The organism is Nonomuraea sp. MG754425, from assembly GCF_021699195.1.
In the GTDB taxonomy this organism is placed as follows: domain Bacteria; phylum Actinomycetota; class Actinomycetes; order Streptosporangiales; family Streptosporangiaceae; genus Nonomuraea.
The window spans coordinates 1-20,005 of record NZ_SSXE01000181.1; the positions used below are offsets into that span (position 1 = coordinate 1).

A 20,005-nucleotide genomic window follows, 5' to 3' on the forward strand; every position below is an offset into this window, starting at 1 on the left:
ACCCCGACCGACCCGCGCCCCGCTCACCCGACCGACCAGCACCCTGCCCGCCTGACCGGCATCCCACCCACCTAACCGATTCGCCCGCTCACCCGACCGGCCGGCACACCGCTCCCCCACCCCGGGAAGGCTCACGCCGGAAAGCTCGCGCCCGGCCCGGCGCCGGGTCACGTCCGGGTGCCGTTGTTCCTGGTGATCTCGCCCGTGACGGCGTCCACGGCCACCTCGTGCTTGGTCCCGTCGGGAGTGCGTACGTCCGCCTCCCACACGGTCCTGCCCCGCTCGGTGTCGAGGCTCAGCTCCGTGATCCGCCCCTCCGGGACCGCGGCCGTGATCTTGGCCGCGGCCCGCGCGTAGTCGAGCTTGGCCGCCGACAGCAGCTTGCTGCGCTCGGCCTTGTCGCGGGCGTCGTCGTCCTCGGGGGTGGGCCCGCTGACGACCTTGCCGTCACGTACGTCCATCTGGTGCTCGGTGCCGTCCTGGCTGACGACCTCCACCTCCCAGACATGGCCGTGCTCCTCGGCCTCGATGGAGGTGAGCGTGGAGCCGGGCACCGCCCCGAGCGCGGCCTGGGCGGCCCGTGCGAGGTCGGCCGCCCCCGGAGCGCGCGCGGGCGAGGAGGTGACGGACGTGGGAGTGCCGACGGACGGCGAGGGCTGCACGGCCAGCCGCTCCACCTCGCGGAGCACGGTGCCGCAACCCCCCGCCAGCACCGTCGCACCGACCAGGGCCACAATGATCGCCTTGTTCATAACGAGGACGGTGCCCACCTACAGGTGGATGCATTCGCCCAGGTCAGAAGGCATACGACCTATTGAACACCGGCTTCGCGCATATCGCGAAGCTCGCGCTTGAGCTCCTTGATCTCGTCGCGCAGCCGGGCGGCCACCTCGAACTGCAGATCGGCCGCCGCTTGGTGCATCTGCTCGGTCAGCGACTCGATGAGGGACTCCATCTGGGCGCGCGGCATCTCGCCCGCGATGGTCTTGGCGTGCTGGCCGGCCTGCCGGGCGGCGAACCCGGGCACCGGAGCCTTGCCGCGCGACTGCTGGCGCCCGCCGCCGAGCAGCTTGTCGGTGTCGGCGTCCTCGCGCTGCAGCGAGTCGAGGATGTCGGCGATCTTCTTGCGCAGCGGCTGCGGGTCGATGCCGTTGGCCTCGTTGTAGGCCATCTGCTTGGCCCGGCGCCGGTTGGTCTCGTCGATCGCCCGCTCCATCGACGGGGTGATCTTGTCGGCGTACATGTGGACCTGGCCGGAGACGTTACGGGCGGCCCGGCCGATGGTCTGGATGAGCGAGGTCTCCGAGCGCAGGAAGCCTTCCTTGTCGGCGTCGAGGATGGCCACCAGCGACACCTCGGGCAGGTCGAGGCCCTCGCGCAGCAGGTTGATGCCGACGAGCACGTCGAACTCGCCCGAGCGCAGCTCCCGCAGCAGCTCGATGCGGCGCAGCGTGTCGACCTCGCTGTGCAGGTAGCGGACCCGGATGCCGAGTTCGAGGAGGTAGTCGGTGAGGTCTTCGGACATCTTCTTGGTCAGCGTGGTGACCAGGACGCGCTCGTCGCGCTCGGCCCGCTGCCTGATCTCGTGGACGAGGTCGTCGATCTGGCCCTTGGTGGGCTTGACCACGATCTCGGGGTCGACCAGGCCGGTCGGGCGGATGACCTGCTCGACCACCTCGCCCTTGGCCCGCCCCAGCTCGTACGGCCCCGGCGTGGCCGACAGGTAGACCGTCTGGCCGATGCGCTCCAGGAACTCCTCCCACTTCAGCGGCCGGTTGTCGAGCGCCGACGGCAGCCGGAAGCCGTGCTCGACCAGCGTGCGCTTGCGGGAGGCGTCGCCCTCGTACATGGCGCCGATCTGCGGCACGGTCTGGTGGGACTCGTCGAGGACCAGCAGGAAGTCTTCGGGGAAGTAGTCGAGCAGCGTGTTGGGCGCGCTGCCGGCCTCGCGGCCGTCCATGTGCCGGGAGTAGTTCTCGATGCCGGAGCAGGTGCCGACCTGGCGCATCATCTCGATGTCGTACGTGGTGCGCATGCGCAGTCGCTGCGCCTCCAGCAGCTTGCCCTGCCGCTCCAGCTCGGCCAGCCGGCCGGTCAGCTCGGCCTCGATGCCGCCCACGGCGGCGGCCATGCGCTGCTCGCCGGCGACGTAGTGGGAGGCGGGGAAGATGTAGAGCTCGTCGTCCTCGGTGATGACCTCGCCGGTGAGCGGGTGCATGGTGGAGAGCTTCTCGATCTCGTCGCCGAACATCTCGATGCGCACGGCCAGCTCTTCGTACTTCGGGATGATCTCGATCGTGTCGCCGCGCACCCGGAAGGTGCCTCTGGTGAAGGCCAGGTCGTTGCGGGTGTACTGCATGTCGACGAGGCGGCGCAGGAGCTGGTCGCGGTCGGTCTCCATGCCGACGCGCAGCCTGGCCATGCGGTCGACGTATTCCTGCGGCGTGCCCAGGCCGTAGATGCACGACACCGAGGCGACCACGATCGTGTCGCGGCGGGTGAGCAGCGAGTTGGTGGCCGAGTGGCGCAGCCGCTCGACCTCGTCGTTGATCGAGGAGTCTTTCTCGATGTAGGTGTCGCTCTGCGGGACGTACGCCTCGGGCTGGTAGTAGTCGTAGTACGAGACGAAGTATTCGACCGCGTTGTTGGGCAGCATCTCGCGCAGCTCGTTGGCGAACTGCGCGGCGAGCGTCTTGTTGGGCTGCATGACCAGGGCGGGCCGCTGCAGCCGCTCGATCAGCCAGGCGACCGTGGCGGTCTTGCCGGTGCCGGTGGCGCCCAGCAGGACGTTGTCCTTCTCCCCGGCCTTGACGCGGCGCTCCAGCTCGGCGATGGCCGTCGGCTGGTCGCCGGATGGAGTCATCTCGGTGACGACCTCGAAGGGCGCCACCTTCCGCTGCAAATCAGTGACCGGTCGCATGCTGCCACTGTAGGCGGCCCGACCGACAGAAAAGGTCAAGCCGTATGCTCCCCTACGCGGGGGAACGCCCTGGTAAAGAAGACGATCTCGGCGTGCGCAACCCGTCGATCTTCGTTTATCGCACGACTACTACCCCCATAGCACACCTAATGCGGAAAGCAATAGACATGTGACACCACTTTGCAAGCGAACAGTAAGTCACACCCGATACGGTCGAAATCGCCTGTAGCGGAAAAGGGAAGGTTCGATGTCACGACCCAGAGAGGCACTGATCCAGGCAGGGCGGGGCGTAGCCCAGGCGGTGGCCCAGGGGGGTGACGTACGACAGGCAATGGGCCAGGCCATGGGGCAGGTCGTCGACCAGACGGGGCAACTGGCCGGCCAGTATCAGGGCCAAGGCCAGGGCCAGGGCCCGGGAGGCTTCCGGCTGAACCCGCACGACTTCGCCGCCGCCCGTGACGGCGGCGCCTCCATCGGCACCCTCATCGAGGCGCGGACGGCGTCGCTGAACGAGGCCGGCGAGATCGTCAACCGCAGCTTCGCCGAGAACGGCATGCACGTCATCTCGCCCGTGGTGATCCCCAAGGGCGGCACCGCGAAGGTGGTCGTGCCGCTGGGCATCCTCGTGGTGCTCGGCCTCATCGGCGCGCTCGGCAACGTCATCCCGAGCGCCGACGTGGTGTTCGGCCCGCACTACTGGGTGGTGCTGGTGCTGGCCGCCGTGTTCCTGTGGTGGCGGCGCAGCGTGGTGATGGTGCCCGAGGGCTGCAAGGCGCTGATCACCCAGTTCGGCAAGCTGGTGCACATCGCGGACCCGGGCCGGGTGACGCTGTTCAACCCGTGGAAGCGGGTCAGCTACATCGTCAACACCACCCGCGAGTACCCGTTCAACGCGCCGATCAGCGAGGCCCCCACGCAGCAGGGCGTCAAGGCGAGCGTGGACCTGTTCCTGCAGTTCAGGATCGAGAACCCGGCGGAGTTCATCTTCGTGCTGGGCTCGGTCAGCGGCTTCCAGTCCAAGCTGCAGAACGCCATCAGCGAGGTCACCCGCTCGCTCATCTACGCCCAGCGGGCCGAGGACATCTACGACCTCGTCGGCGAGAGCACCGTCGGCATGCTCGACAGCCTCAACCAGCAGTTCCTGCCCGCCGTACGACTCACCGACGTGAACATCACCCACGCCGAGCCGTCCAGCCAGGAGTACCGGATGGACCTGGCCGCCCCCGAGATGGTCCGGGTCGCCAAGGAGGCCTACACCTACGAGTACGAGCTCCAGCTTCGCAAGGAGCAGAACGAGGGCGACCTCATCAAGGAGCTGGCCGGGCTGCAGGAGACGCTGAGCGCCATCCAGGCGGAGATCGCCGGCTACCAGGCCCGCATGGACACCGCGCTCGAACGCGCCACCCACCAGGCCACCGCGCAGGCCAGGCAGCGCCTGGTCGAGGCCGAGTCCACGGCCAACGCCAACGCCGCCCTCCTGGAGGCGCAGGCGCTGGACATCAGGGCGCTGTCCGCCGCCGAGGCCCCCGAGATCCTCGACTACCGCTTCCAGCAGGACCTGCTGGCCAAGCTGGAGTCCGTCTCCGCCCGGCTGCCCCAGGTGGTCCAGGTGGGCGAGCAGACCGACATCGACTTCCTGGCCCTGGCCCAGCAGCTCGTGGGCGGCAAGGACGCGGTCCTGTTCTCCGCCGAGGACATGGCCGCCATCCGCGCCAGGCTCGACGCGATCGGCGCGCGCGTGCGCGAACGTGAGGACGAGATCTCCGCGCTGCTCAAGAAGGCCACCGCCGACGTGACCGAACCGCCCTCGACGCCCGCACCGGACGCCGATCTGGAGACGACGGTCGAGCGGCTGCTGCCGAGCGGCAGACACCACGGACAGGGTGAGAGCTGATGAGCAGGGAATTCTCGAAGATCAAGGAGTCGCTGGCCGGCTGGGGCGAGATCCGCCAGCTCCTGCGCGGCGGCGAGCAGGGCCAGCTCGTGCCCGTCGTCATCCCCAAGGACCGGCGCGGCTTCGCCTGGATGACGCTGGTGTTCCTGGCGATCTACTTCGCCGGCCTGGCCGCGCTGACCTCCTTCACCCTCGTCGGCGCGTTCGCCGCGCTGCTGTTCCTGCTACTGGCGCTGGTCACCATCTGGCGCAAGGCGATCATCGAGATCGAGGAGGGCACCACCGGCGTGCGCAGCCGCTGGGGCGCCATCACCGGCACGCTGCCGCCCGGCCGGCACTACCTCTGGCTGCCGTGGGACCGGGTGGACGCGGTCGTCGACACCTCCACCGAGATCCCGTACTCGGCGCCGATCGTGGCCTGCCCCACGGCCGAGAACGTGCCGCTGAAGTCGATCGAGTTCTTCCTGAAGTTCCGGATCGTGGACCCCGTGGCGTTCGTCCGCACGATCGGCGCGGGCAACTTCGACCTGGTCCTGTCCAGCGCGGTGCAGGACGCGATAAGGCAGCGCAGCCGCCGCGTCCAGACCGAGCGCGCCTACGACCTGCGCGGCTCCGACGTCGGCGACATGCAGGACGCGCTCAACCGCCAGCTCGGCCGCTACGGCGTGCGCGTCACCGGCGCCAACATCCCCGACGTGCAGCTCCCCGACCAGTACCAGCAGCACCTGGCCACCCGCGAGAAGGTGGCCAAGGAGCTGTCGGCCTACGAGCGCGAGTGGGAGCTGACCCGCAAGCGCCGCATCGACACGCTGCTCATGGAGATCGAGCGCTCCAAGAAGACCCGTGACGCCCGCGTCGTCGAGGTGAAGGCCGCCCACAACCAGGCGCGCAAGGACGTGGCGCGCATGCTGGAGGAGCAGGAGACCGAGGCGCAGCGGGTGACGTGGGAGGTGGAGGCGCGCGGCCGGGCCGAGCTGACCGCCGCCGAGAACGAGGCCAAGGCGCTGCGCCGGCTGGCCGAGTCGTACCGGGACAACCGGGCCGTGCTGCAGTACGAGCTGGCCCGCAGGCGTCTCGACGTGGGCGCCAAGCTGGCGGAGAGCGCGCCCCAGCCGCTGGTCGTGCGCACCCAGCAGGGACAGTCGGACTCCGCGCTGACCACCCTCCTCCTTGCCCAGTTGCTCCCCCGCATCTCGGGCACGGAGACCGGCCAGCCGAACGGCCACAAACCTTCCGCATAGGAGAACCCCATGGTGTTCCGCAAACTGATGGCCGCCTTCGGTGCGGGCGTCGAGGTTGACACGGTGTTGACCAACACGGGCGTGCGTCCGGGCGAGCCGCTGCGCGGCGTCGTCCACTTCCGTGGCGGCAACTCCGACTACAAGGTCGAGGGCATCTACATCGACCTCACCGCCGTGGTGGAGGTGGAGCAGGGCGACAACGAGTACAAGACGTCCTACAGCTTCCTGCGCCAGCAGGTGGCGGGCACCTTCCAGCTCGGGGCGGGCACCCAGCACCAGCACCCGTTCGAGATCCCGATCCCGTGGGAGACTCCGATCAGCGCGATCGCCGGGCACCCGCTGCGCGGCATGAAGCTGGGCGTGCAGACGGAGCTGGCGCTGGCCGGGGCGCTCGACAAGGGCGACCTCGACCCGCTGTTCGTCAGCCCGCTGCCGGCGCAGGAGCACGTCATCGGCGCGCTCGACCGGCTGGGCTTCCAGTTCAAGAAGGCCGACCTGGAGCGCGGCACCCTGTACGGCTCGACCATGCCGTTCTTCCAGGAGATCGAGTACTACGCGGGCGGCAGGTGGCGGCGGCACTTCAACGAGCTGGAGCTGACGTTCATCGCCGGGCCGCGGCAGATGGACGTCATCCTGGAGGCCGACAAGCGGGGCGGCTTCCTCACCTCCAGCCACGACGCGTACAACCGGTTCACGGTCCGCTACGACGACCCGGCGAACTCGGCGGACACGGCCCTGGAGCGCGGCCTGGAGAAGATGGCCCGCCACCGCGGGTGGTTCTAGACGCGCGTCACCGCGAGCAGGTGACCGCTGACGCCCAGCAGGGACGGCTCGCACTCCAGCCGGCGGGCGGCGTCGAGCAGCAGCTCGCGCCGCTCGTCGTCGTCGAGCCAGTCGTCCACGTCGCCGTAGAGCCAGAACGCGCCCTGCAGCCCGTAGCGGCGCGGCTCGGGCAGCCCGGCGTCGGTGAACTCGGCGAGGATCTCGCCGGGGTCGTGCAGGTAGCCGCTGAACCCGCCCTCCGGCTTGGTCGAGATCGCCGCGCCGGTCTCCACGCTGTGGTAGGCGGCCGTCCGATCGCGCTCCTCGGCCAGCCAGCCGTGGTAGACGCTGTCGTGCAGGGCCGCGTACCGGCTGATGAAGGCGGCGGCGACCAGGCCGCCGGGGCGGGCGGCGCGGCGGGCCTCGGCCAGCGCGCGCACCCGGTCGGCGCGCTCGGGCAGGTGGTAGAGCGGGCCCAGCAGCAGCACCGCGTCGGCCTGCCCGCCGGGGACCGGCAGCGCGCGGGCGTCGCCCAGCCGGGCGCGCACGCCGGGCACCGCCCCGGCCGCCTCCACGTGCAACGGGACGGGGTCGATGACCTCGACGTCGTAGCCCTCGGCGGCCAGCCACTCGGCGTGCACCCCGGTGCCGCCGCCCACGTCGAGCACCCGCGCGGGCGGCGGCGGCAGGACGCGGCGCAGCACGTCGCGGGTGCGCCAGTACTCCAGGCGGCCCCGCCCCTGCCGCAGGCGGGTCAGCTCGCCGCCGCGCTCGTAGTAGCTCAACAGGGCCGGATCCAGCGTCATGGCCCCGGATCCTAGGCGAGGCCGTGATCCGGACGCGAAGCAATATTCGACGGCACCTTTCGCCAGGGGATCGCTCCTTTGCGTGTGCTGGCCGCCGCATGGCGCGGTCGTTACCATGGCGACGGAAGTGATCGTCGAGCGGCGGGGCGGGCGATGGCACGGTTCAGGTCGGCGTTGAAGAGATCGGGCCCGTGGGCGGCGCGCAACGCGGACGGCGCCATCGCCCTCGGGCTGGCGATCGTGGTCGGCGTGCTCGGCGTCATGCCCGACGAGATCTTCGGCCCCAGCGGCGACGAGATCCAGCGCCAGCTCGTGACCGCCGCCACCCTCGTGGTCCTCGCGCTGGTGGCCACCGCGCTGCTGCGCGACCGCCTCCGGCAGGCCCCCGTCGAGCGGGCGATCACCTCGGGCGCGCTGACCGAGCTGCCCGGACGCCTGGCCCGGCTGGAGGAGATCGAGACCCTCGTGCACAGCACCCGCCGGGCGCTCGACTCGCTGCAGCTCGTCAGGGTGCTGGGCAGCAGGCAGGAGATCGCCCAGTCGCACGCCGAGGCCCGCAAGGACACCACGAGGTGGAGCTTCAAGGGCGGCACCGGCACCTACCTGCGCGCGGTCACGCTGCCCGAGTGCGTGGCCGCCGCCCGCAAGGACAAGCGCCACCTCACCGTCACCGTGGAGATCATCGACCCGGCCAACGTCGAGGTGTGCGAGACCTACGCCCACTACCGCCGCTCGCTGTCCGACGCCCCCGACGGCACCGGCGAGACGTGGACCACCGACCGGGCCAGGAAGGAGTCGTACGCGACCGTCCTGGCGGCCTTCTGGCACCGCCAGCGCTACGGCCTGCTGGACATCGAGGTGGGCCTGTCCTCGACGATGACCACGTTCCGCTGGGACCTGTCCTCGACCCGCCTCATCATGACGGTCGAGGACCCGAACATGGCGATGACCGCGCTGGCCGACACGTTCTACTACGAGAACTGCGACACCGAGCTGCGGCTCAGCATGGAGCAGGCGCGGCGGGTGCCGATGGAGATGTACAAGAAGGTGCCGCTCGGCGACGAGCCCACCATCGAGGAGGTGCAGGAGCTGTTCGAGCGCGTCGGGGTGCCCCTGCCCAGGTCGTACAACGGCCGCGACGTGGTCGACATCGCCCGCAAGGCGCTGCGCGCGCTGGATCCGTATTCATGAGCCTGCGCGGCGTGCACGAGACGGTGCTCGCGGGCCGGGCCAGGCCGTGGGCGCTGGAGGAGCTGGCGCGGCCCGGCCTGAGCGCCGTACGTCACCCGCTCGGGTTCGTCTGCCTGCCGCTGGAGCGCGAGGGCGGCGACGGGGTATGCCTCCACGTGTGGTCCGACTCGCTCGCCCGCGCCGAGAGCACCACCTCGGGCATCCACTGCCATAGCTGGGACCTCGTCAGCCACGTGCTCTACGGCCAGGTGCGCAACGTGCACGCGGTGGTGTCCGACGCCGGCGCGGACGCCACGCACCGGGTGTACGAGGTGGTCAGCGGGGCCGACGGCGACCGCATCTCGCCCACCCGCCGCACCGTCCGGCACACCACGGGCCTGGTGGAGGTCTTCGGGCCCGGCCAGACGTACACGCTGGCCGCCGACCGCTTCCACAGCAGCGTGGTGCCCGAGGGCGGCGCGGCGGCCACGATCGCGCTCGGCCGCGGCCGGCCCGGTGGCCGCGACCTGTCGCTCGGCCCGCTGGGCGGCTCCCCGCACCACGTGGCCAGGCGGTCGCTGGACGCCGCGGAGACGGCGCTGGCCATCCGCATGATCATCGCGCACCTGACCTGAGAGGGCACCCGATGGACCTGGATCTCGCTCGTACGGTCGCCGTGGACGCCGCCGAGGCCGCGGGCGCGCTGCTGCTGGAGGGCGCGCGGGGCGCGCTGGGCACGCGGGCCAAGGGCGCGGCCGGCGACGTCGTCACCGATCTCGACCTGGCCTCGGAGAAGCTGCTGCTGGAGCGGATCCTGACGGCGTTCCCGTCGCACGCGGTGATCGCCGAGGAGTCGGGGCTGGCCGGGGCGGCGGGCGGCGAGTGGACGTGGCTGGTGGACCCGCTCGACGGCACCAACAACGTGGCCATCGGGCTGCCCACGTACGTGGTGGGCCTGGCGCTGTGCCGGGCCGGGCTGCCGCTGCTCGGCGTGGTGCACGACCCGGTCTCCGGGCAGACGTGGTCGGCCCTGCGGGGCAGGGGCGCGCTGGCCTCCACGGGGGCGCGCCTGGCTCCCCCGTACGCGCCGAGCCCGCACGGGCCGCTGCTGGCCTGGACCCAGGGCTACGGCATCGCCAGGGACGACCCGACCGCGCGGCGGCTGAAGACGGCGCTCGACCTGAACGCGCGGCGGGTGCTGCAGTTGTGGGCGCCGCTGCTGGCCTGGGCGATGCTGGCGCGCGGCGACATCGACGGCATCGTCGGCTACCGGGCCGGCGTGGTGGACCTGCCGGCGGGGGCGCTGCTGGCGCGGGAGGCGGGCATCGAGATCCGGGGGCTGGACGGCGGCCCGTACGAGGAGTGCGTGGACGGCCCCGGCGAGGTGCGCAGCTTCGTGGCGGCCCACCCGCGCGCCCTGCCCGGACTGCTGTCGCTGCTCGGATGAGGGGGCCCGCATCAGCCGAACGTGACCAGTGCCCACACGGTCGCCGGCAGCCCCACGACGGCCAGCCCGGCCCCGGTGAGCAGGAAGCGGCGCATCGGCACCCTGACGTCGTGGCGGCGGCACGACTCGAACCACAGCAGCGTGGCCAGCGACGCCCACGGGGTGATGACGGGGCCGACGTTCGTGCCGGCCAGCAGGGCGAGCAGGCGGTCCTGGTCGGCGGCGGGGATGACGGTCTCGACGGCCTTGTAGGCGGGCAGGTTGTTGACCAGGTTGGACAGGCCCGCGCCGACGGCTGCCGTGCGGTAGGGGTCGCCCTCGGCCCCGATCATCCAGGTCATCAGGGCCGACAGGCCGTGGATGCTGAGCGTGGGCACCACCAGGAACAGGCCGGTCACGAAGATGACGAGCTGCCACGGGATCAGGCTCCAGGTGAGCCGCTCGCGGGCGCGCAGCACGAACGCGGCCGCCACGACGGCCGCCGCGGCGGTGGCGGCGACCGCGACGTGCGCCTCGAACAGCAGCAGGGCGATGAACAGCAGGCAGCCGGCCGAGGCGGCCCCGAACAGCACGCGGTCGGCCACGGGCGCCAGCACGGGCGGGGTGTAGCGCAGGTCGCCCCGCCGGCCGCGACGCCAGTAGAACGCCCACAGGAACACCATCGTCACCGCGATGGCGGCGACCTGCGGCGCCCACATGCGCACGGCGAACTCCTGGGCGTCGAGGCCGATCTTCCGCATGCTGAGCAGGTTCGTCAGGTTGGAGACCGGCAGCAGCAGGCTCGCGGTGTTGGCCAGCCAGATCGTGGTCATGGCCAGCGGCAGGGCGGCGATGCGGGCGCGGGGGGCGAGGGCGAGCATGACGGGGGTGAGCAGGACCGCCGTCGTGTCCAAGTTCAGAAATATCGTGACAAAAGACGCAAAAGCGACACAGAGGAAGAAAAGGGCGGCGTAGTTGCCGCGCCCGAGCACCGCCATCCTGGCCGCGATGGCGTCGAAGACCTGCGCCTCCTTGGTCAGCTCGGCCAGCACGATGATCGCCACCAGGAAGATCAGCAGCGGGCCGATCTCGCCGAGGCTGGCGACCGCGTCGGCCCAGGGCAGCAGCCCGGTCGCCACGAAGACCAGGCCCAGAACCAGCAGCCCGACCCTGATCCAGTCGAGCACGCCAAGACGCCGCCACACCCGACGATGATCGCACAACCCCCGCGTGGCAAGGGATACTGAGCAGATGGCACGTGACGGCAGGCCGACCGACATCTTCGTCAGCTACTCCCCGGCCGACACCGCCTGGGCGACCTGGATCGCCTGGGAGCTCGAGGCCGCGGGCTACCGCACCATGATCCAGGCCTGGGACTTCGTGCCCGGCACCAACTTCATCGACTTCATGGACCGCGGGGTCAGCGAGGCCCGCATCGTCGTGGCCGTGCTCTCGCGCAACTACCTGGGCTCGCGCTACGGCCGGCTGGAGTGGCAGGCCGCGCTGCGGGCCGACCCCGACAACCCGTCCAACAAGCTCGTCACGATCAGGCTGGAGGACGTCCCGCTCGAAGGGCTGCTGTCCACCATCACCTGGGTCGACCTGCTGGGCGTCAACGATCCCGGCCAGGCCAGGGCGCTGCTGCTCACCCGGGTCGGTGAGGCCATGGCGGGCCGCGCCAAGCCCGAGGCCGCGCCCGCCTTCCCCGACGGCGCCGTGGCGCCGGCCCCCGTCCAGGCCGTCCAGGCCGCGCTGCCGCCGGCCGCCGAACGGGCCGGCTCCCGCCGCGCGCCAGTCAGCCCGCCGGCCTTCCCGCCGGTGGCCCAGGAGAACCGGGCGCGCGAGTCGATCAGCGTGCTGCACATCGGCGGCCCCCGGTTCGGCCGGGCGCTGCCCGACCCGGGCGAGCCGTTCACGCCCGAGGACATGCAGGCGCGCATCTGGGCCGACCTGACCTCCATGTACGACCGCGGCATGCCCCGCCCCGACCTGATGATCGTCAGCGGCGACCTGACCGAGTCCGGCAGCCTGGGCCAGTACACGCAGGCCACCCGGTTCGTGACCGACCTGCGGCTGCTGCTCGGCCTCGAACCGCACCGGCTGGTGCTGCTGCCGGGGCCGCGCGACGTCACCAAGGCCGCCGCGAACGCGTACTTCATGACCTGCGAGGCCGACGACGTGAGCCCGCATCCCCCCTACTGGCCCAAGTGGCGGCATTTCGCCGCCCTGTTCGGCGAGGTCTACCAGGGGCTGGACGACCGGATCTTCGACAGCGGGCAGCCGTGGACGCTGTTCGAGGTGCCCGACCTGAAGGTGGTCGTGGCCGGGCTCAACTCGACGATGGCGATGAGCCACCTGGAGCGCGACGCGTACGCGATGCTCGGGGAGGCGCAGGCGGCCTGGTTCGCCGAGCGGCTGCGGCCCTACGAGGAGCGCGCGTGGCTGCGCCTGGGCGCGATGGGGCACGGCCCCGCGGAGCTGACGGACGCGCCCGCGTTCGAACGGCTGCTGGGCCACCGGCTCAACCTGCTCTTCCACGGCGGCCTCTTCCACGGTGGCGCGGCCGAGACGGGGCAGGGCCGCGTGGCCGCGCCGCGCTCGGGGCGGCACCACGTCGTGGAGATCGGCCCCGACGGGCTGCGCACGTGGCTGCCCGACGACGGCCGTCCCAAGCCGGTACGCGCCCGCTGGCGAGCCGCGCGGACCACATTCACCGGCGAGGGCCCGCCCGCCCAGCCGCCCTCGGCCAAGCCGGAGGAACGCGCGCCGAGCCCGGTGGAGCTGCTGCTCGACCGCATCATCGAGGTCTGCCAGGCCAGGCACGAGCACGCCAGGATCCGCAGGTTCGACACCCACCTGGTGGTCACCCAGGTGGAGGACGGCTACGTCCGCCAGACGATGATCGGCGCGCACGTGGGCCCGCTCGACGACGAGGTCACGGCCGCGTTCAAACGCCGGGCGCACGCCGGCGGCCTGGCCGCCGAGCTGGTCTACCAGGGCCCGCCCGCGCCGCGCTCGGTCCGCGACGACCTCATGCGCATGGGCGTGCGGCTGCGCAGCTTCATGGAGTTCCAGGGCCTGCTCGACCTGAGCGGCTACGTCGCCGAGCAGACCGCGCGGCTGACCTCCGACCGGCGCTACCCGCCCGACCTGTACGTCCCGCAGCGCTACCGCGAGCTGGACCGCCCCGGCAGCCAGGTCAGGCAGGGCCTGACAGACGAACTGATGCGGCTGCTGGCCGCCGACCACGGACGGTTCCTGCTGCTGCTGGGCGACTTCGGCCACGGCAAGACCTTCGCCCTGCGCGAGCTGGCCCGGCGCATCCCGGCCGAGCTGCCGCATCTGACGCCGATCCTCATCGAGCTGCGCGCCCTCGACAAGGCGCACTCGGTGGACGCGCTGGTGGCCGCCCACCTGGCGAGCCACGGCGAGGAGGTCATCGACCTCAAGGCGTTCCGCTACCTGCTGCGGCAGGGCCGCATCGTGCTGCTGTTCGACGGCTTCGACGAGCTGGTGACCCGGCTGACCTACGACCGGGCGGCCGACCACCTGGCCACGCTGCTGGCGGCGGCCGAGGACAAGGCGAAGATCGTGGTGGCCAGCCGCACCCAGCACTTCAAGTCGCACAGCCAGGTGCTCACCTCGATGGGCGAGATGGTGGGGGTGCTGCCGCAGCGAAGGGTGCTCGGCGTCGAGGACTTCACGCCCGACCAGATCCGCTCCTACCTGGCCAACCGGTTCGGCGGCGGCGAGGAGGCCGGCGCCCGCATGTCGCTGATGGGCGAGATCGAGGACCTGTTCGCGCTGGCCCAGAACCCGCGCATGCTCAGCTTCATCGCCGACCTCGACGCCGACCGGCTGCGTACGGTGGCCGAGGCCCGCCACACGATCAGCCCCGCCCTGCTGTACGAGGAGATCCTCACCTCCTGGCTGGCGTTCGAGGAGCGGCGGGCCAGGCTGCCCGGCTCGCCCGCGGCCCTGAGCGTCGAGGAGCTGCGGCGGGCGGTGACGGCGCTGGCGGTGCGGCTGTGGGAGTCCGGCGAGGCGCTGCTGGCCCTCGACGAGCTGACCGAGGTCGGCGAGACGCTGAGCGACCTGGCCGACGGGCAGCTCACGGCCGCGCACGCCGCCTTCCGCATGGGCTCGGGCAGCCTGCTGGTACGCACCGAGGAGGGCATGTTCGGGTTCATCCACGCCTCGGTGATGGAGTGGCTGGTGGCCCGGCGCATCGCCACGACCCTCGACAGCCCGGCCCTGCTGTCACGCCGGCCGCTGTCGGCGCTGACCGTCGAGTTCCTGTGCGACCTGGCCGACATCCGGGCGCTGCGGGCGTGGGTGAACGACCCGCCGCCCGACGACGTCGCCATGGCCAACGCCGTCAAGATCTCCGCCAGGCTGCGTACCCCGGCCCGCGCCGACCTGCGCGGGGCCAACCTGAAGGGCGAGGACCTGTCGGCCAGAGACCTGCGCGAGGTCGACCTCACCGGCGCCGACCTGTCGGAGGCCACCCTCGCGGGCACGAACCTGTCCAGGGCCACCCTGCGCGACGCCAGGCTCACCGGCGCGCGGCTCGACGGCGCCCAGCTCACCGGGGCCGACCTGCGCGGCGCCGACCTGTCCGGGGCGCGGCTGGCCCGGGTCGACCTGAGCGACGCCGCCGTCGAGGGCGCCCGCTGGCACCGGGCCTCGCTGATCAACGTGACCGGCACGCTGCCGCACCTGCCCGGCGCGGCCGTGGTGCCGGGGCAGCCGGTCGAGGTGCAGTTCGCGCCGGCCGGCATCGGCGTCCCGTACGGGTACCACTTCCAGACCAGCCGGCTGCCCGAGCCGATCGCCTACAGCCCCGACGGGGCCACGATCGCCGTCGGCAACGAGGACGGCGGCGTGCTGCTGTGCGCCGGCGGCGCCCCCGTCCGCACGCTGCACGGGCACCGGGGCCGCGTGTACGCGGTCGCGTTCGGCGGCGACCTGCTGGCCACGGGCGCGAGCGACGGGGAGGTGCTGCTGTGGGACGCCCTGAGCGGCACCCTGCTGCACCGGCTGCCGGTGCACCCCGACGGCGCCTGGCCGGTGCGGCTCAGCCCGGCGGGCGACCTGGTCGCGGCGGGCGGCGGCGACGGCGTCGTACGCGTCTGGGAGACGGCCACCGGCCGTCCGGTGCACGAGCTGCCCGGACACCGCGCGCCCGTCTACACCGCCGCGTTCGTCCGCTCGGCGCTGGTGACCGGCGACTCGGCGGGCGTCGTACGCGTCTGGGACCTCGGCTCGGGGCAGCTCAAGGAGACGCTCGGCGAACACCGCGGCAGCGTCTACCGCGCCGTGCCCAGCCCCGACGGCCGCCTGCTGGCCACCGGCGACGAGGCGGGCACGGTCCGGCTGTGGGACACCCGCACGTGGGCCCTCGCCCACGAGCTGACCGGTCACCTGGGCAGCGTCTACTGCGTGTCGTTCGCACCCGACGGCTCGCTGCTGGCCACCGGTGACACAGCGGGCAGCGTCCGCCTGTGGGACCCGTCGGGCGAGGCCCGCGGCGTGCACACCACCCACGCGGCGGCCGTCTACCAGGTCGCCTTCAGCCCCGACGGCCAGACGCTGGCCAGCGGCGACGCCAACGGCGTGGTCCGCCTGCAGCGCCTCGGCGGCGGCCAGCGGGTCGAGCTGGCCGGGCACCGCAGCTCGGTGTGGCCGTTCGCGTTCAGCCCCGACGGGGAGCAGATCGCCACCAGCAGCAACGACGGCACGGTACGGCTGTGGGACCCCGCGAACGGCCAGTGCCAGCGGGTGCTGCGCGGCCACGGGCGGCGCATCTCCTCCGCCCGCTTCAGCGCCGACGGCACCATGCTGGCCACCAGCGGCAACGACGGCGTCGTACGGCTGTGGGAGCCGCGCACCGGGCGGCGGCTGCGCGAGTTCACCGGCACCGCCGACCGGCTGATCTCGGCCTCGTTCTCCCCGGCCGGGCCCGTGCTGGCCACCGCCAGCAACGACGGCGGCGTGCACTTCTGGAACGCCGCCACCGGCGACTACGAGCGCGAACTGAACGCCGAGACCGACCACGTGTGGGCCGAGGCGTTCAGCCCCGACGGCGACCTGCTGGCCACCGCCAACGACGACGACAGCGTGCGGATCTGGTACCGCCCGACGGGACGGCTGGCGGGCGAACTGCTCGGCCACCGAGGACGGGTGCGCTCGATCGCCTTCAGCCCCGACGGCGCGTACGTGGCCACCGGCTGCGACGACCACCTGATCCGCATCTGGGACACCGCCACCGGCGAACGGCTGGCCCGGCTGGAGGGGCACACCGACCGCGTCTACTCCGTCGCCTTCTCCCCTGACGGCCGGCTGCTGGCCAGCGCCGGCAACGACGGCCGGGCGATGGTGTGGGAGCGCCGCCCCGGCCGCCTGGTGCACACGCTCGGCCCGCACGACGGGCGGCTGTGGAGCGTCGCCTTCGACGCCTCGGGCGAGCGCCTGGCGACCGGCGGCGACGACCTGCTCGTCCGCGTCTGGGACACCGCCACCGGACGGGCGCTGCACTCCCTCGCCGGGCACACGCGCCGGATCTGGTCGGTGGCCTTCAGCCCCGCCGAAGACCTGCTCGCCAGCGCCGGCGACGACGGCGTGGTCATCCTCTGGGCGGGCGGCGAACGGCGGGCCACCCTGCTCGGGCTGCCCGAGGGGTGGGCCGCGCTCGCCCCCGACGGGCGCTACAAGGTGCAGGGCGAGCCCGGCGGGCAGTTCTGGCACGTGGTCGGGATGGCCCGCTTCGAGCTGGGCGAGCTGGACGCGCACCTGCCGGGAGTGCGGCAGGTGCCGCTCGACTCACCGTTCTAGTACACCTCGATCCGGTCCATGCTGATCACCGTGCTGCCCGAGGCGGGGTTACGCTCACCCGTCACGCGCACCCGCAGCGTGTGCTGTCCGCGCGTCAGAACCGGGCTCAGGTAGTTGAGCTGCTCGCCCACCCGGATGTCGCTGTAGTAGTCGACGCGCTGCTCCGGGCCGCCGTCGATGGAGATGGCGGCGATGCCGTTGCCGCGGTCGCGCACGCTGAGCAGGGCCACGCGGGCACCGGTGAAGGTGACCGTGGCGGTCGCGCCCGTCTGGCCGCTCCAGTGGTCGTTGCTCCAGAAGCACTGGGTGCCGCAGCCGGAGCCGGACTGCCACGTGCCCGCGTAGGCGACCTGCGCGTCGAAGTCGTTGATCACCGACGTGTCCGCGCCCGGGTCGCCCGACGGGAGCTGCTGCGTCGCGCCCGCGGCGAGCGGACGGCCGAAGTTCGGGGTGCCGTCGGCGTTCCAGGTGAACTTCTGCACCCGGGTGGTGCGGAAGTTGTAGGTGTAGGTGCTGGTGTTCTTGGCGTGGTAGGCGATCCAGTCCTCGGCGCCGTCGGCTGAGCGGAAGAACGAGTGGTGCCCCGGCCCCCACACGCCGGTCGCGTCGTTGCGCGCGAAGACCGGGCCCGCGTGCTGCGTCCAGTTCGCGGCCACCATCGGGTCGGCCCCGTTCGCGATGCTCTTCATCCAGAGCTGGTAGTCGGGCTTGCCGGTGTCGCAGGTGGAGTAGGTCAGGAACGTGCGACCGTTGCGGTAAAGCGGGGTCGGGCCCTCGCGGACCTCGGTGCAGCCGCCGTCGGCCGGGATCGCGACCCGGCCGCCGGTGACCGTCCACGCGTTGCTCATCCGGGCGATGTAGAGCTGCGCCGGGCCGCCCATGCCGCGGCCGGGGCCGCTCCACACGAAGTACGACTGGCCGTTGTGGGTGATCGGCTCGCCGTCGATGGCGTACTCGCCGAAGTCGGCGATCTTCGCCTTGAACGTGTACGGGCCCAGCGGGTCGTCGCCCGCCGACTCCAGGACGTACATGCGGTGGTTGGCGTCCACGCCGTCGGAGGCCGTGTAGTAGATGTACCAGCGGGATCCGACGTGGCGGAAGGCGGGCGCCCACATCTGCTGGTTGCGGCCGGCGTCGCCGTCGCGCCAGACGACCTGCTCCGGGGCCGGCAGCAGGGTGGCGAGGCTCGGCGACGTCCAGATGCCGATGCGGTCGCCGCGCGTGGTGGCCACGTAGTAGCGGCCGTTGTGGTGGATCAGGCTGGGGTCGGCCGACGGGTTGACCGGGTTGCGGAACGACTGCGTCGCCGCGCCCGCCTCACCCGCGGGGACGAGCACGGTCAGGCTGACGAGCAGGGCGGCCAGAGCGGCACGCCAGGGTGCTGAACGCGGCATCGGCGGTCCTTCCGTGATCCTGTCGGGAGATCTTTCCGATCGTCACGGAATCCCGTCAGGCCGTCAACCACACACCGGACCGCAACGGCGTGTCCGCCGGTTGGGCGTGTCCGGCTGTCTGCGGCGTGCCGGGCCGTTCGCGGGGGGCTCGGCTGTCGGTGGGGTGCCGGGCCGTTCGCGGGGTGACTCGGGGTCAGCCGCGGGCGGCACGGTTGAGGAGGTCCTGCCAGACCTTCGTCACCTGGGCGTCCAACGCCTCCAGCGTGCCCGCGTTCGTGATCACGATGTCGGCCGCCGCCAGCCGCTCGTCACGGCTCGCCTGGGCGGCGATGCGGGCCCTGGCGTCGGCCTCCGCCATGCCGCGATGCTCGGCCAGGCGGCTGATGCGCAGCTCGTCGGGGGTGTCGACGACGATGACGACGTCGTACATGGGGGACAGGTTGTTCTCCACCAGCAGCGGCACGTCGTACACCATGATCGTGTCATCGTCGTCGGCGGCGGCCCGCTGCAGCTCCGCCACCCGCTCCCCCACGAGCGGATGCACGATCGCGTTCAGCGCCGCCAGCTTCTCGGAGTCGGCGAACACGTACGAGCCGAGCTTCTCCCTGTTGAGCGAGCCGTCGGGGTGGAGCACCTCCTCCCCGAACGTGGCCACCACCCGCGCCAGGCCGGGAGTGCCCGGCTGCACCACCTCGCGGGCGATCTTGTCGGCGTCGATCACCATCGCGCCCTTGGCCGACAGCCGCCGGCCCACCTCGCTCTTGCCGGAGCCGATGCCGCCGGTCAGTCCGATCTTCAGCACTCCCGCAGCCTATCCAAGGCGCACCGGCAGGGCGTCCCGCGCCCGGATCATCCACCCGGCTACGGGACGGGTCACCGCGGCGCCTGGGTACGCTCCGGGGTCCTGCGCAGGTGCACCATCGTGAGGTGGTCGTCCATGCGCTCGCGACTCGTCTCCCGGTAGCCCAGACGGCGGTAGAGCCGCAGGTTCGCCTCCGACAGGTGGCCGGTGGACAGGTCGAACGCCTCGGCCTCGGGCAACTCGTCGTGCAGGGCGCGCAGCAGCGCCGTGCCCACCCCCTGCCCCTGGCGGTCGGGGGCGACGACGAGCCGGCCGACCAGACAGGTGACGCCGGACAACCGGCCGCGCACGACGCCGATGATCCTCGTGCCGTCGAGCGCCTTGAGGACGAGCGCGCCCTCGATGACCTTGCGCGCCTGCTCCAGCGACTCGACCAGCGGCGGGATGTACGGGTCGCCGTAGAGCTGGGCCTCGGTGACGTACGCCGCCCGTTGCAGGGTGAGGATCTCGCCCGCGTCGGCGGCCACCGCTCGTTCGATCACCACCCGCGTCAGCCTATCTCAGGAGCCGGGACCGGCCGTCAGCTCTCCCGGGCACCTCAGGCGGGCGGGCGGCGGGGTGCCGTTGACGAGGTAGTCGTGCACGCGGGCGCGCAGGCAGGTCGCGCGCAGCTTGGCCGCGCCCTGCAGCAGGTACGCGCCGTGCCCGTCACCGTGCCGGAGCACCACGGCCCCGGGGATCGAGCGGGCCGCGCGG

Annotated in this window: 15 protein-coding genes; 7 read left to right on the forward strand and 8 right to left on the reverse strand. The window is 72.1% G+C overall.

Translation table 11 applies throughout. The annotated features are described in order from the left end of the window. Nucleotides 1–167: 167 nt before the first annotated feature. On the reverse strand, nt 168–752 hold the full coding sequence (locus tag FAF44_RS41905; RefSeq protein ID WP_237108960.1) for a PepSY domain-containing protein: 585 nt from the start codon (nt 750–752) through the stop codon (nt 168–170). A gap of 59 nt (nt 753–811) precedes the next feature. Then, nucleotides 812–2,920: an excinuclease ABC subunit UvrB gene (gene uvrB, locus FAF44_RS41910; protein ID WP_237108961.1), complete on the reverse strand. Its 2,109-nt coding sequence runs from the start codon at nt 2,918–2,920 to the stop codon at nt 812–814. 247 nt (nt 2,921–3,167) lie between these two features. Between uvrB and FAF44_RS41915 the strand changes: the two genes are divergently transcribed. From FAF44_RS41915 to FAF44_RS41925, 3 genes are read left to right on the forward strand one after another with little or no spacing between them, the layout of a single operon-like run. After that, nucleotides 3,168–4,814 carry an SPFH domain-containing protein gene (locus tag FAF44_RS41915; protein ID WP_237108962.1) on the forward strand — a complete coding sequence of 549 codons (1,647 nt, stop codon included), beginning with the start codon at nt 3,168–3,170 and terminating at the stop codon, nt 4,812–4,814. Continuing rightward, entirely contained in the window at nt 4,814–6,055 is a 1,242-nt protein-coding gene (locus FAF44_RS41920; RefSeq protein WP_237108963.1) for an SPFH domain-containing protein, read from the forward strand. Before FAF44_RS41915 ends, FAF44_RS41920 begins: the two co-directional genes overlap by 1 nt. A 9-nt stretch (nt 6,056–6,064) precedes the next feature. Then, nucleotides 6,065–6,838, forward strand: a complete 774-nt coding sequence (locus FAF44_RS41925) for a sporulation protein (protein WP_237108964.1) — start codon at nt 6,065–6,067, stop codon at nt 6,836–6,838. On the opposite strand, the gene FAF44_RS41930 is transcribed toward FAF44_RS41925, so the two are convergent. Then, nucleotides 6,835–7,623 carry a class I SAM-dependent methyltransferase gene (locus FAF44_RS41930; protein WP_237108965.1) on the reverse strand — a complete coding sequence of 263 codons (789 nt, stop codon included), beginning with the start codon at nt 7,621–7,623 and terminating at the stop codon, nt 6,835–6,837. The genes FAF44_RS41925 and FAF44_RS41930 overlap by 4 nt on opposite strands. A 153-nt stretch (nt 7,624–7,776) precedes the next feature. Here FAF44_RS41930 and FAF44_RS41935 point away from each other — a divergent pair, with 153 nt between their 5' ends. The 3 genes from FAF44_RS41935 to FAF44_RS41945 are packed head-to-tail and all read left to right on the forward strand — an operon-like array spanning nt 7,777 to nt 10,240. Next, on the forward strand, nt 7,777–8,814 hold the full coding sequence (locus tag FAF44_RS41935) for a hypothetical protein (RefSeq protein WP_237108966.1): 1,038 nt from the start codon (nt 7,777–7,779) through the stop codon (nt 8,812–8,814). Then, on the forward strand, nt 8,811–9,428 hold the full coding sequence (locus FAF44_RS41940) for a hypothetical protein (RefSeq protein WP_237108967.1): 618 nt from the start codon (nt 8,811–8,813) through the stop codon (nt 9,426–9,428). The genes FAF44_RS41935 and FAF44_RS41940 overlap by 4 nt, the downstream gene beginning before the upstream one ends. 11 nt (nt 9,429–9,439) lie before the next feature. Then, the gene (locus FAF44_RS41945; protein ID WP_237108968.1) at nt 9,440–10,240 is read left to right on the forward strand and encodes an inositol monophosphatase; all 801 of its coding nucleotides are present in this window, start codon (nt 9,440–9,442) and stop codon (nt 10,238–10,240) included. A gap of 11 nt (nt 10,241–10,251) precedes the next feature. On the opposite strand, the gene FAF44_RS41950 is transcribed toward FAF44_RS41945, so the two are convergent. After that, a complete protein-coding gene (locus tag FAF44_RS41950) occupies nt 10,252–11,424 on the reverse strand; it encodes an SLC13 family permease (protein WP_237108969.1) in 1,173 nt (390 codons plus the stop codon). Between the two features lie 46 nt (nt 11,425–11,470). Between FAF44_RS41950 and FAF44_RS41955 the strand changes: the two genes are divergently transcribed. Continuing rightward, on the forward strand, nt 11,471–17,053 hold the full coding sequence (locus FAF44_RS41955) for a TIR domain-containing protein (RefSeq protein ID WP_237108970.1): 5,583 nt from the start codon (nt 11,471–11,473) through the stop codon (nt 17,051–17,053). Here the strand turns inward: FAF44_RS41955 and FAF44_RS41960 are convergent. The 4 genes from FAF44_RS41960 to FAF44_RS41975 form a co-directional block, all read right to left on the reverse strand. Further along, on the reverse strand, nt 17,050–18,447 hold the full coding sequence (locus FAF44_RS41960) for a glycoside hydrolase family 43 protein (protein WP_237108971.1): 1,398 nt from the start codon (nt 18,445–18,447) through the stop codon (nt 17,050–17,052). The two genes, FAF44_RS41955 and FAF44_RS41960, sit on opposite strands and share 4 nt — an antisense overlap. Nucleotides 18,448–18,640: 193 nt before the next feature. After that, entirely contained in the window at nt 18,641–19,249 is a 609-nt protein-coding gene (gene coaE, locus FAF44_RS41965) for a dephospho-CoA kinase (RefSeq protein ID WP_237108972.1), read from the reverse strand. 71 nt (nt 19,250–19,320) lie between these two features. Beyond that, nucleotides 19,321–19,791 carry a GNAT family N-acetyltransferase gene (locus FAF44_RS41970; RefSeq protein WP_237108974.1) on the reverse strand — a complete coding sequence of 157 codons (471 nt, stop codon included), beginning with the start codon at nt 19,789–19,791 and terminating at the stop codon, nt 19,321–19,323. A gap of 18 nt (nt 19,792–19,809) precedes the next feature. Beyond that, nucleotides 19,810–20,005 (reverse strand): alpha/beta hydrolase (locus FAF44_RS41975; RefSeq protein WP_237108973.1); only part of this gene is annotated, 196 nt, incomplete at its 5' end.